At 69.3% G+C, this 12941-nt stretch carries 8 protein-coding genes and 2 pseudogenes; 7 read left to right on the top strand and 3 right to left on the bottom strand.

Translation table 11 applies throughout. The features are described 5' to 3' along the window. Nucleotides 1–18: 18 nt before the first annotated feature. The 3 genes and pseudogenes from QFZ67_RS11200 to QFZ67_RS11190 form a co-directional block, all read right to left on the bottom strand. Nucleotides 19–195: a DUF6191 domain-containing protein gene (locus tag QFZ67_RS11200; protein WP_307660932.1), complete on the bottom strand. Its 177-nt coding sequence runs from the start codon at nucleotides 193–195 to the stop codon at nucleotides 19–21. A gap of 38 nt (nucleotides 196–233) precedes the next feature. Further along, nucleotides 234–1376: a sorbosone dehydrogenase family protein gene (locus QFZ67_RS11195; RefSeq protein WP_307665804.1), complete on the bottom strand. Its 1143-nt coding sequence runs from the start codon at nucleotides 1374–1376 to the stop codon at nucleotides 234–236. A gap of 139 nt (nucleotides 1377–1515) precedes the next feature. Beyond that, nucleotides 1516–2509, bottom strand: a pseudogene (locus QFZ67_RS11190) (aldo/keto reductase). Between the two features lie 75 nt (nucleotides 2510–2584). On the opposite strand from QFZ67_RS11190, the gene QFZ67_RS11185 reads away from it, so the two are divergent. The 7 genes and pseudogenes from QFZ67_RS11185 (at nucleotide 2585) to QFZ67_RS11155 (ending at nucleotide 12938) form a co-directional block, all read left to right on the top strand. Then, nucleotides 2585–3538 carry a 2-hydroxyacid dehydrogenase gene (locus QFZ67_RS11185; protein ID WP_307660931.1) on the top strand — a complete coding sequence of 318 codons (954 nt, stop codon included), beginning with the start codon at nucleotides 2585–2587 and terminating at the stop codon, nucleotides 3536–3538. A gap of 334 nt (nucleotides 3539–3872) precedes the next feature. Next, nucleotides 3873–6698, top strand: a complete 2826-nt coding sequence (locus QFZ67_RS11180; protein WP_307660930.1) for a bifunctional diguanylate cyclase/phosphodiesterase — start codon at nucleotides 3873–3875, stop codon at nucleotides 6696–6698. A gap of 203 nt (nucleotides 6699–6901) precedes the next feature. Beyond that, on the top strand, nucleotides 6902–8785 hold the full coding sequence (locus QFZ67_RS11175) for an acetolactate synthase large subunit (protein ID WP_307660929.1): 1884 nt from the start codon (nucleotides 6902–6904) through the stop codon (nucleotides 8783–8785). A gap of 26 nt (nucleotides 8786–8811) precedes the next feature. Continuing rightward, nucleotides 8812–9336 carry an acetolactate synthase small subunit gene (gene ilvN / locus QFZ67_RS11170; protein WP_005311534.1) on the top strand — a complete coding sequence of 175 codons (525 nt, stop codon included), beginning with the start codon at nucleotides 8812–8814 and terminating at the stop codon, nucleotides 9334–9336. A gap of 76 nt (nucleotides 9337–9412) precedes the next feature. Continuing rightward, nucleotides 9413–10429 (top strand): annotated as a pseudogene (ilvC, locus tag QFZ67_RS11165) (ketol-acid reductoisomerase); the annotation flags it as partial. A gap of 260 nt (nucleotides 10430–10689) precedes the next feature. After that, on the top strand, nucleotides 10690–12282 hold the full coding sequence (serA, locus tag QFZ67_RS11160) for a phosphoglycerate dehydrogenase (protein ID WP_307660928.1): 1593 nt from the start codon (nucleotides 10690–10692) through the stop codon (nucleotides 12280–12282). Nucleotides 12283–12362: 80 nt separating this feature from the next. After that, the gene (locus QFZ67_RS11155; RefSeq protein ID WP_307660927.1) at nucleotides 12363–12938 is read left to right on the top strand and encodes a TetR/AcrR family transcriptional regulator; all 576 of its coding nucleotides are present in this window, start codon (nucleotides 12363–12365) and stop codon (nucleotides 12936–12938) included. The last annotated feature ends 3 nt before the right edge of the window (nucleotides 12939–12941 follow it).

Genomic DNA, 12941 nt, shown 5'->3' with positions numbered 1-12941 from the left:
CGAGTTCCCGCACCCGCCTCACTCCTGTGGCGGCTTCTCCCGTGTGCGGATCGTCACCTTGCCCGACGCAAGGTCTATCGGGCCGTGGCCCGGGTCGTTGTCGCCCACGTCGACCCTCGTCAGGGCCAGGCGGTTGCGTTCCTCGTCGGTGTGCTTGCGGCCCGGTGCGAAGAACTCCTCGAAGACGTTGAACACAAGCCGTTCACCCCCTGCCTGAGCCCCTGCTTCAGCTCCTACTTCACCTCCAGCTGGAGGATCTTGTCGTCCCCCGGCTCGGGTGATCCCCGGCGGTCCGTCTCGCTCGTGACGAGCCAGACCTTGGCGCCACCCACCGACAGGACCGTGCGAAGGCGGCCGTGCTTCCCAACCAGGAACGACTGGGGCTCCGCCGAGGGTTCCGCGCCTGCCAGAGGGATTCGCCAGAGCCGCTCGCCCTTCAGCGCCGCCATCCAGATCGAGCCCGATGCGTAGGCGATGCCACTCGGCGAGGCCTCCGACGTCCTCCACTGGGCCACCGGGTCGACGAAGCCGGACCCGCCGCCCTTGCCCTCCACATCCGGCCAGCCGTAGTTCTTCCCGGGCTCGATCAGATTGAGCTCGTCCCAAGTGGTCTGGCCGAACTCGGCCGCCCACAGGCGCTTGTCGGAGTCCCAGGCGAGCCCCTGCACATTGCGGTGGCCCCATGAGTAGACGACGGAGCCGGCGTCCGGATTGCCGTGCACCGGCTGCCCGTCAGGGGTCATCCGCAGGATCTTGCCGCCCAGCGACTTCCTGTCCTGCGCGAGCCCCGTGTCACCTGTCTCGCCCGTGCCCGCGTAGAGCATCTTGTCCGGGCCGAACGCGATCCGCCCGCCGTTGTGCACGATGCCCTTGGGGATGCCCCTCAACACCGTGTCCGGCGCGCCCAGTTGCTGGTCGGCTGGCTTCTGCTCGTCGTACAGCATGCGGGCGATGCGGTTGTCCGACTCGGTGGTGAAGTACGCGTACACCTGATGGTCCGAGGCGAACGAGGGGGAGACCGCCAGGCCCAGCAGCCCGCCCTCGCCACCCGGGGAGACCCCCGGCACCGAGCCGATCACGGTCTGCTTGCCGCTCTCCGCGTCGATCCGGCTGATCGTCCCTTCGTCGCGCGAGGCGATCAGCAGATCGCCGTCGGGCAGCGCGGCGACACCCCACGGCGACTTCAGGTTCTGCGTCAGTGTGGACACCACCTTCACCGAGCCCTTCGCGGGCGGGCCCGTCGGACTCGGCGACCCTCCCGAGGCGGATGCGGAGGGGGCTGGGATGGTCGATGTCGGCCCCTTCCGGCCGGCCGGCGCCTTGTCGTCACCGGACGAGCACCCGGCCACGAGCAGAAGCACGGCAGCGGCCAACATGGCTGTCACAGCAGGACGTTGCACAGTTCTGATCCCTTCGACGGCTGCTTGAGCTGCCTGACTACTGTTCTTACACCGCAGCCGCCCCGCAGGTTCCCGATCCTCCCCCAAGAGTTCAGAAGAACGAGCGACAGTTCACTCAGTCCCAGGATCCCCGCGCCGACGGCAGTCCCGCCACTTCCACCAGATCCCGCCCCGTCAGCTCAAGATCCGCCGCCCCCGCGTTCTGCACCGCCCACTCGTCCCGCTTCGTCCCCGGCACCGCCACCACATTCCGCCCCCGCCCCCAGCACCCACGCCAGCGCGACCTGGGCAGGAGACGCGCCATGCCGCTGGGCGATCCGCCGCAGCCCCGCCACCACCGGCTGGTTCGCCGCCATCATGTCGGCCGTGAACCGCGGATGCCGCGCCCGCACGTCGTCAGGCTCGAAGCCCTGCCCGGGCGTGAGCGTCCCCGTCAGAAATCCGTTCCCCAGCGGCATCGCAGCCAGGAACCCCACCCCCCGCGCCTCGCACCACGGCAGCAGCCGCTCCAGCGCCTCCGGCGACCACACCGACAGCTCCGCCTGCACCGCGCTCACCGGGAACACCTGCTGCACCCGCTCCAACTGCCGGATCGTTCCCTCGTGCAGATGCGCCCCGGAGCGCCTGGACGCGCGCGCCCCCACCGCGCACATGCCCAACGCCCGCACCTTCCCCGCGCTCACCAGCTCCGCCATCGCGCCCCAGGTCTCCTCGACCGGAACCTCCGGATCCGCCCGGTGCAGCTGATAGAGATCGATCACATCGGTCTGCAGCCGCCGCAGCGAGGCGTCACAGGCCCGCTTCACATACCCGGGCCGCCCATTGGCGACCACATGCTGATCGCCGACGAGCAGTCCGACCTTCGTCGATACGAACGCGTCTCCGCGCCGCTCCTTGAGCACCCGCCCGATCAGCAGCTCATTGGTGAAGGGCCCGTACATATCGGCCGTGTCCAGCAGGCTGCAGCCGGCGTCCAGCGCGGCGTGCACTGTACGCAGCGATCGCTCCCCGCGCTGCTGGGAGCCGCTGTACGCCCAGCTCATCGGCATACAGCCGAGCCCGATCGCGCCCACTTCGAGAGCCGCCGCACCGATTGTCCTGCGCTCCAACTGCCCGTACCCCTCCTTTGGCCGCTGACCAAACTAACCAATGCGGACCGAGGCCCTTCGCATAGCCTCCTGACCATGACTTCAGACGTGTGGCTCCCGATTCCGGCCGACGAGATCGAAGGGCTTCCCGACCCCTCGGACTCGGGCCTCAACTACCTTTTCTGGGACGGCGGTCCCGACTTTCCCGCCGACCCCGCCGACTGTGCCTTCTACGCCGTCCCGTACATGAAGGGCATGGAGGTCGCGGTCCGCCCACTGGCCGCGATGACGTCCGTACGTGTCGTCCAGACCCTCTCCGCGGGGATCGACCATGTGGAACCGGGACTCGGTTCGCTGCCCGCCGGCGTGCGCCTGTGCAATGCCACAGGAGTCCACGAAGCCTCCACCGCCGAGCTCACGCTGGCCCTGATCCTCGCCTCCCTGCGCGGTGTCCCCGGCTTCGTGCGCGGCCAGGACAAGGAGGAATGGCGGTCCGGCTTCTATCCGGCGCTTGCCGACAAGTCGGTGCTCATCGTGGGATACGGATCGATCGGCGCCGCGATCGAGGACCGGCTCGCGCCGTTTGAATGCGCGCGGGTGGCGCGCGTCGCGCGCTCCGCCCGCGCTGCGGAGCGCGGCGAAGTGCGCGCACTCACCGACCTGCCCGCGCTGCTCCCGGACGCGGACGTCGTGATCTTGTCCACCCCGCTCACCGAGCAGACGAAAGGCCTGGTCAACGCCGGTTTCCTGGCCCGGATGAAGGATGGCGCGCTGCTGGTGAACGTCGCCCGCGGCCCGGTCGTCGACACCAAGGCCCTGCTCGCAGAGGTGGAGAGCGGACGGATCACCGCCGCCCTCGATGTCACAGACCCGGAGCCGCTGCCCCCGGGCCACCCCCTCTGGCACGCTCCCGGTGTCCTCATCAGCCCCCATGTGGGCGGCTCCACCTCGGCTTTCATGCCGCGCGCCAAGCGGCTGCTGGCCGGACAGCTCACCCGTTTCGCCGCGGGCGAGCCGTTGCGCAACGTGGTGCTCACGACTGGGAAGTGAACCCTGAGGGCCCGCGCTTCGTGCACTCTATGAAGTCGTTCGGTTGCGCCACGTGCCGACAACCCCGCTGGTAGTCACGGAGAGTAGAGGGACTATGTCCCTGAGTGACGAGACTGGTGTATCGTCCCGACCTGGGGGCTGCACCAGGCAAGGGGCGGTGCAGTAGCGCGACCTGACTGCCGATCAGACTTCGAGGGGGGCGACGGGCGATGCACAGCCATTGCACGAACGATCCGACGCGGCGAGGCCGCCGCCGACGACCCTCGCACGCTGCGAAGCAAAGACCCGCTCCGATGACTGTCACACCGTCGGCGGCGCTTCCCGGGGCAGCCCCGTGAGCGCCCCCGGGGTACTCCTGGCCCGGCAGGCGTTCTCCGGCGGCGCCACAGGGCTGCGTTCCCAGATCCTCCTCGCCGCCATCTGCTCCGGTTATGGCGTGGGCGCCGCCGTCGGCTGGGGTTCGCGCGAAGTCGCTCTGGTCATGGGCGACTTCGGGCTGAGCGCCGCCGCCCTGGTCGCCGCGGTCTCCTGCTTCGTCTACGCCCGCTCCAGGCACAGTCGCTTTCGGCCCGCCTGGATGCTGTTCGCGGTCTCCTCCGCGATGGCGTCGTGCGGAAACGCCATCTGGGGGTGGTACGAGGTCGTGCTGGACCGCGAGGTACCGAGCCCCTCGATCGCCGACCTGTTCTTCCTCTGCTTCGCGCCGCCCGCAATCGTCGGCCTCCTCGTCCTCGCCAAGCGCCCGGTCACCAGGGCGGGCTGGGTCTGCCTCGCACTGGACGCCTGGCTGATCGGCGGCTCGCTCCTCACCCTCTCCTGGAGCATCGCGCTCGCCCACACCGCGCGCGTGCAGGGCGAGAGCGTGGCTCCCGCCGCCCTCGCCCTCGCGTATCCGCTGCTGGACATCGTGCTGGTCAGCCTGGTGCTCGCGCTGCACTTCCGGCGCTCGGCCACCAACCGCTCCGCCATCAACACCGCCATCGCCGCCCTCGCCCTGACCGTCCTGTGCGACGCCCTGTTCACCTCGCCGCTGCTGCGCGAGAGCTACCGCTCGGGCCAGCTCCTGGACGCGGGCTGGTTCGCCGGTTCGCTGCTACTCGCGTACGCCCCCTGGGGCGCAAGCCGTACGGTCGAGACGGCCAGGCCCCCGCGCGGCACCCGCCACCCCAGCCGCCCCGTCGCCGGCTCGCTGGCCGCCCTCACCCCGTATCTCGCTGCTGCCGTCTGCACCCTTGGCATCCTCCACAACGTCATTGAGGGCCGCCGAGTGGACCGGGTCGTCGTCCTCACCGGCTGCACCGTGGTCCTCGCCCTGGTCGTCCGGCAGGGCATCATGCTCCTCGACAACATCGCCCTCACCCATGAGCTGGCGCAGAAGGAGAACCACTTCCGCTCGCTGGTGCAGGGATCGAGCGACGTCATCATGATCGCCGCCCCCAGCGGGATACTGCGCTATGTCAGCCCCGCGGCCGCCGGTGTCTACGGCCGAGAGGCCGAGGAGCTCATCGGCTCCGAGCTGGCCTGTCTGATCCACCCCGAGGACCTCGGCCGGGTGGTCCATGAAGTGCGCCGGTTTCTGGCCGCCCCGCCGGCCGATGAGCCGACCATGCGGATCGACTGCCGCTTCAGATCGGGCAGCGGCGACTGGCTCAATGTGGAGTCCACGGTCAACCGACACCAGGGTGGCCTGCTCTTCAACAGCCGAGACATCACCGAACGGGTCCGGCTGCAGGCGCAGTTGCAGCACAACGCCGAGCACGACCCGCTCACCGACCTCCCCAACCGCGCCCTGTTCACCGAACGCGTCCGCCAGGCCCTCACCGGCCGCCGCGCGGGCGACTCCGGCACCGCCGTGCTCTTCATCGACCTCGACGGCTTCAAGGGGGTCAACGACCGCCTCGGCCACCTGGCCGGCGACGAGCTGCTGATCCAGGCGGCCCGCCGCCTGCAGGATTCGGTGCGGTCCGGGGACACCGCGGCCCGACTCGGCGGCGACGAGTTCGCGGCCCTCGTCGTCGGCGACGGCTCCCGCAACCAGTCCGCCCGTGAGTACCAGGTGCAGGAGATCGCCGACCGGCTGCGCCTGACCCTCTCCCAGCCGTACCGCGTGGACGGCCGCGAAGTCCGGGTGGCCGCCTCCATCGGGGTGGCCTTCGCCGAGCCGGCCATCACCCCCACCGACCTGATGCGCAACGCCGACCTCGCCATGTACCGCGCCAAGGCCGCGGGCAAGGACCGCGTCGAGCTGTACGCCCCGCAGATGCAGGCCGACGTGGTACGCCGCACCGAGCTGGCCGCACGGCTCCGCAGCGCCCTGCACGAGGGCGAGTTCGCGCTGCTCCACCAGCCCGTGGTGAGCCTCGCCACGGGCCGTATCGTCGCCGTAGCCGCCCAGGCCCGCTGGCGATCCGCCCAGGGCATCCTGTTCACCCCGGCCGAATTCCTGCGGGTCGCCGACAGCGCGGACACTCCAGAGGGCGCCCGCACCGCCGAGCTCGGCCACTGGCTGCTCGAAGAGGCCGTGGAGCAGGCCGCCGAGCGCAGCAGGGTGGGCCACCGGGTGCCCGTATCGGTCCGGCTCTCGGCCGGCCGGCTGCTGGACAAGTCCCTGCCGCTCGGTTCCATCGAAGCCCTCCTCACCCGGCACGGGCTGCCGTCGGGCGCGCTGGTCATCGAGCTCGCCGACAGCGATCCGCGGATCTCCTTCGAAGATCTGGAGCAGCGTCTCGTCGCGCTGCGCAGACTCGGCGTACGGATCGCCCTGGACGGCTTCGGCAGCGGATACGCCGCGATCAACGCACTGCGCAGGCTCCCCGTGGACGTACTGAAACTGGACAGGGGTCTGGTCGAGGGCGTCGTCGAGTCCGCCCGGCTGCACAAGATCACCGCGGGGCTGCTGAGGATCGCCTGCGACCTCGGCATGCAGTCCGTGGCGGACGGCGTGGACATGCCCGAGCAGGTGATCGCACTGCGCGCCATGGGATGTACACACGGCCAGGGCATGGCCTTCTCGGGCCCGCTCGACGAGTACCGGCTGCGCCGCGCCCTGGTCCGCGATGAGTTCCCGGTGCCCGGCGGAATCGCCCTGCCCGTCCTGACAGGCGGCGTCTCCCCTGCTCGTAATGGCTCAAATAATGAGACGCGTGTCCCACCCACTTGACAGTCATGGCGCGCCGGGGGGAGGGTCAATGCCATGCGCACCCGAATTCTCGTACTTGGAAAGCGCGTCGGCTGAGCAGGGCCGCGAAAGCCCTGCAGACCCCTCCCGACGCGCTCCCCTCGCTTGCCTCATTGGCACGAGGGGTTTTTTGTTGCACCGGCACACCCCAAACCCTCGCAAAAACCCTCAGCTTCGAGAAGAGAATGCCGATGACCGAGCAGGCCACCGGGGCCCACCATCCGCAGCCGCGGGCCCGTACCGGCGGACACACCGCTGCAGTTGAGCACGTCACGGGCGCGCAGTCCCTCATCCGTTCTCTCGAGGAAGTGGGGGCCGACACGGTGTTCGGCATCCCCGGCGGCGCCATCCTCCCCGCGTACGACCCGATGATGGACTCCACCAAGGTCCGCCACGTCCTGGTCCGCCACGAGCAGGGCGCCGGCCACGCGGCGACCGGCTACGCCCAGGCCACCGGCAAGGTCGGCGTCTGTATGGCGACCTCGGGCCCCGGCGCCACCAACCTGGTCACCCCGATCGCCGACGCGCACATGGATTCCGTGCCGCTGGTCGCGATCACCGGCCAGGTCTCCTCCAAGGCGATCGGCACGGACGCCTTCCAGGAGGCGGACATCGTCGGCATCACGATGCCGATCACCAAGCACAACTTCCTGGTCACCAAGGCCGACGACATCCCGCGCACCATCGCCGAGGCCTTCCACATCGCCTCCACGGGACGCCCGGGGCCGGTCCTCGTCGACATCGCCAAGGACGCCCTCCAGGCGCAGACCACCTTCAGCTGGCCGCCGCAGCAGGACCTGCCCGGCTACCGCCCGGTGACCAAGCCGCACGCCAAGCAGATCCGCGAGGCCGCCAAGCTGATCGTCCAGGCCCGGCGCCCCGTCCTGTACGTCGGCGGCGGCGTGATCAAGGCCGGCGCCACCGCCGAGCTGAAGGTCCTCGCCGAGCTCACCGGCGCCCCCGTCACCACCACCCTGATGGCGCTGGGCTCGTTCCCCGACAGCCACCCGCTGCACGTGGGAATGCCGGGCATGCACGGTGCGGTCACCGCCGTCACCGCGCTGCAGAAGGCCGACCTGATCGTCGCCCTCGGAGCCCGCTTCGACGACCGCGTCACCGGCAAGCTGGACAGCTTCGCCCCGTACGCCAAGATCGTCCACGCCGACATCGACCCGGCCGAGATCGGCAAGAACCGCACCGCGGACGTGCCGATCGTCGGTGACGCCCGCGAGGTCATCGCCGACTTGGTCCAGGCCGTCCAGGCAGAGCACAGCGAAGGCCACACCGGCGACTACAGCGCCTGGTGGAAGGACCTCAGCCGCTGGCGCGAGACCTACCCGCTCGGCTACGACCAGCCGGACGACGGCAGCCTCTCGCCGCAGCAGGTCATCCAGCGCATCGGCCAGCTCGCCCCCGAGAACACCATCTACGCCGCGGGCGTCGGCCAGCACCAGATGTGGGCCGCCCACTTCATCGACTACGAGAAGCCCGCCACCTGGCTGAACTCCGGCGGCGCCGGAACGATGGGCTACGCGGTCCCGGCCGCGATGGGCGCCAAGGCCGGCATGCCGGACCGCACGGTCTGGGCCATCGACGGCGACGGCTGCTTCCAGATGACCAACCAGGAACTCACCACCTGCGCGCTGAACAACATCCCGATCAAGGTCGCGATCATCAACAACGGCGCGCTCGGGATGGTCCGCCAGTGGCAGACCCTCTTCTACAACCAGCGCTACTCCAGCACCGTCCTGCACGCCGATGACACGGGGCACCACGTGGCCGGTTCCCAGGTCGGCGCGAGCACCACGGCGCGCCAGGGCACCCGCGTCCCCGACTTCGTCAAGCTGTCGGAGGCCATGGGCTGCTACGCGCTGCGCTGTGAGTCCCCGGACGACCTGGACAAGGTCATCGCCGAGGCCAACGCGATCAACGACCGCCCCGTCGTCATCGACTTCATCGTCCATGAGGACGCCCAGGTGTGGCCGATGGTCGCCGCCGGCACTTCCAACGACGAGGTCATGGCAGCGCGCGGCGTCCGCCCCGACTTCGGCGACAACGAAGACGACTGAGAGCCGTAGGAAGAGGAACGACGCACATGTCCAAGCACACGCTCTCCGTCCTGGTGGAGAACACGCCCGGCATCCTCGCCCGGATCGCCGCCCTGTTCTCCCGCCGCGGCTTCAACATCGACTCGCTCGCCGTCGGTGTCACCGAGCACCCCGACATCTCCCGCATCACCATCGTGGTCAATGTCGAGGACCTGCCGCTGGAGCAGGTGACCAAGCAGCTCAACAAGCTGGTCAACGTTCTGAAGATCGTCGAACTCGAGCCCGGCGGCGCGATCCAGCGCGAGCTCGTGCTGGTGAAGGTCCGCGCGGACAACGAGACCCGCTCCCAGATCGTCGAGATCGTCCAGCTCTTCCGCGCCAAGACCGTGGACGTCTCGCCCGAGGCGGTCACCATCGAGGCCACCGGTTCGAGTGACAAGCTCGAAGCGATGCTGAAGATGCTGGAGCAGTTCGGCATCAAGGAGCTTGTCCAGTCGGGCACGATCGCCATAGGGCGCGGCGCCCGGTCCATCACGGACCGGTCCCTGCGGGCCCTCGACCGTTCCGCCTAGCGAGACCCCCCGCCTTCATCACCCCCTCCCGCCGTACGGTGGGACGCAAACAGCGTCATTCCAAAGACGTGCACACCAAGGAGATATCCCAGTGGCCGAGCTGTTCTACGACGACGACGCCGACCTGTCCATCATCCAGAACCGCAAGGTCGCGGTCATCGGCTACGGCAGCCAGGGCCACGCCCACGCGCTGTCGCTCCGTGACTCGGGTGTCGACGTCCGGGTCGGTTTGCACGAGGGCTCCAAGTCCAAGGCCAAGGCCGAGGAGCAGGGCCTGCGCGTGGTGACCCCCGCCGAGGCCGCCGCCGAGGCCGACGTCATCATGATCCTCATCCCGGACCCGATCCAGGCCCAGGTCTACGAGGAGTCCATCAAGGGCAACCTGAAGGACGGCGACGCGCTGTTCTTCGCACATGGCTTCAACGTCCGCTTCGGCTTCATCAAGGCGCCGGCCGGTGTCGACGTGGCCCTGGTCGCCCCGAAGGGCCCCGGCCACCTGGTCCGTCGCCAGTACGAGGAGGGCCGCGGCGTCCCGGCGATCGCCGCCGTCGAGCAGGACGCGACCGGCAGTGCCTTCGCGCTGGCGCTCTCGTACGCCAAGGCCATCGGCGGCACCCGCGCCGGCGTTATCAAGACGACCTTCACCGAGGAGACGGAGACCGACCTCTTCGGCGAGCAGGCCGTCCTCTGTGGTGGTACGTCCGCGCTGGTCAAGGCGGGCTTCGAGACGCTGGTCGAGGCCGGCTACCAGCCGGAGATCGCGTACTTCGAGTGCCTCCACGAGCTGAAGCTGATCGTGGACCTCATGTACGAGGGCGGACTGGAGAAGATGCGCTGGTCGGTCTCCGAGACCGCCGAGTGGGGCGACTACGTCACCGGCCCCCGCATCATCACGGACCAGACCAAGGCCGAGATGAAGAAGGTCCTCGCCGAGATCCAGGACGGCACGTTCGCCAAGAACTGGATGGACGAGTACCACGGCGGTCTGAAGAAGTACAACGAGTACAAGACGCAGGACGAGAACCACCTGCTCGAGACCACCGGCAAGGAGCTGCGCAAGCTCATGAGCTGGGTCGACAACGACGAGGCGTAAGCCCGCGGACGGGGGCCGGGACGAGCCGGTCCCGGCCCCCGTCGTCATACCCCGCCGCGCTCCAGCGCTTCTCCACTCTGTCCAGCCACGGACGGGTGATCCTGCCTTGGAGGCGTTAAGACGCACCGGCTTGCACCACTACACTGCTCAACAGACATACGCGTCAGGCCCACAGTGTCGTGCGTCTTCCACGCGGCTAGCCCCCTCCACCGCCTGCGGCCGTCGGGACGGCCGTCCGCACTGGACTTGTGAGGACTCACGTGAGCTCGAAACCTGTCGTACTCATCGCTGAAGAGCTGTCGCCCGCCACCGTCGACGCGCTCGGCTCGGACTTCGAGATCCGGCACTGCAACGGCGCCGACCGCGGGGAGCTGCTCCCGGCCATCGCCGACGTCGACGCGATCCTCGTCCGCAGCGCCACCAAGGTCGACGCCGAGGCCATTGCAGCCGCGAAGAAGCTGCGCGTCGTCGCCCGCGCGGGCGTCGGTCTCGACAATGTCGACGTCTCCGCCGCCACCAAGGCCGGCGTGATGGTCGTCAACGCCCCCACCTCGAACATCGTGACCGCCGCCGAGCTGGCCTGCGGTCTGCTGGTCGCCACCGCGCGCAATATCCCGCAGGCCAACACCGCCCTGAAGAACGGCGAGTGGAAGCGCTCCAAGTACACCGGCGTCGAGCTGAGCGAGAAGATCCTCGGCGTCGTCGGCCTCGGCCGCATCGGCGTCCTGGTCGCACAGCGGATGTCGGCCTTCGGCATGAAGATCGTCGCGTACGACCCGTATGTGCAGCCCGCGCGCGCCGCGCAGATGGGCGTAAAGCTGCTCTCGCTCGACGAGCTGCTCGAGGTCTCCGACTTCGTCACCGTCCACCTGCCGAAGACCCCCGAGACGCTCGGCCTGATCGGCCACGAAGCGCTGCACAAGGTCAAGCCGTCGGTCCGGATCGTCAACGCCGCGCGCGGCGGGATCGTCGACGAGGAGGCGCTGTACTCGGCGCTCAAGGAGGGACGCGTCGCGGGCGCCGGCCTGGATGTGTACGCGAAGGAGCCGTGCACGGACTCCCCGCTGTTCGAGCTGGACCAGGTCGTGTGCACCCCGCACCTCGGCGCGTCCACCGACGAGGCGCAGGAGAAGGCCGGTATCTCCGTCGCCCGCTCGGTCCGTCTCGCGCTCGCCGGTGAGCTCGTGCCTGACGCGGTCAACGTCCAGGGCGGCGTCATCGCCGAGGATGTGCGCCCGGGTCTGCCGCTCGCCGAGAAGCTCGGCCGGATCTTCACTGCCCTGGCGGGCGAGGTCGCGGTCCGGCTCGACGTCGAGGTGTACGGCGAGATCACCCAGCACGACGTCAAGGTGCTCGAACTGTCCGCGCTCAAGGGCGTGTTCGAGGACGTGGTCGACGAGACCGTTTCGTACGTCAACGCCCCGCTGTTCGCGCAGGAGCGCGGCGTGGAGGTCCGGCTGACGACGAGCTCGGAGTCCCCTGACCACCGCAATGTCGTCACCGTCCGCGGCACGCTCTCAGGCGGCGAGGAGGTCGCGGTCTCCGGCACACTGGCCGGCCCCAAGCACCTCCAGAAGATCGTCGCGATCGGTGACTACGACATCGACCTGGCGCTCGCCGACCACATGGTCGTCCTGCGGTACGAAGACCGTCCCGGCGTCGTCGGCACGGTGGGCCGGATCCTCGGCGAGGCCGGACTGAACATCGCCGGCATGCAGGTCTCGCGCTCGGAGGAGGGCGGCGAGGCGGTGGTCGTGCTGACCGTGGACGACACCGTGCCGCCGGCGGTGCTCACCGAGATCGCGGACGAGATCGGCGCGGCGTCGGCGCGTTCGGTGAACCTCACCGACTGATCCGGCAGCTCCCGCTCCACGTACCCGGTCCATAGACGCGCGTCTTATACAAGCGTCTGTGTGCCGGGTACGCTGCTGTCATGGGACATCGTGAGGATCTGCTCGAAGGCGCGAAGCGCTGCCTGCTGGAAAAGGGCTACGCGCGGACGACCGCGCGGGACATCGTCGCCGCCTCCGGCACCAATCTCGCCTCCATCGGTTACCACTACGGCTCCAAGGAGGCGCTCCTCAACCAGGCCTTCCTCGCGGTGACGGAGGAGTGGGGCAATGCGGTCGGCCCGGCGAACAGGGAAGCGCCCGACGTGACGGCGGATCCCCTGGAGCGCTTCGAGAAGACCTGGGAGCAGATCATCGCCGCGTTCGACGCCAGCCGCGCGGTCTGGAAGCTTCAACTGGAGGTCGTGTCGCGGCTGGACGACGACGAGACGCTGCGCGATGCGATCAAGAAGCCGCAGAAGGAGGGGCGTTCGGGCATGGCTGAGGCGTTCCTCGGCATGGACCCGGAGGCCGACCCGGAGAAGGCCCGGGTGGCCGGGCTCCTCTACCAGGCGCTGGTGGCGGGCGTGATGATCCAGTGGATGGTCGACCCGGAGAGTGCGCCGTCGGCGAAGGACCTGACGCAGGGGCTGCGGGCGATCCTGGAGGACAAGGCGTAAGCA

Origin of the sequence: Streptomyces sp. V1I1, from assembly GCF_030817355.1 — a bacterium.
Lineage (GTDB): Bacteria > Actinomycetota > Actinomycetes > Streptomycetales > Streptomycetaceae > Streptomyces.
This window is presented reverse-complemented; position numbering and strand designations above follow the sequence as displayed.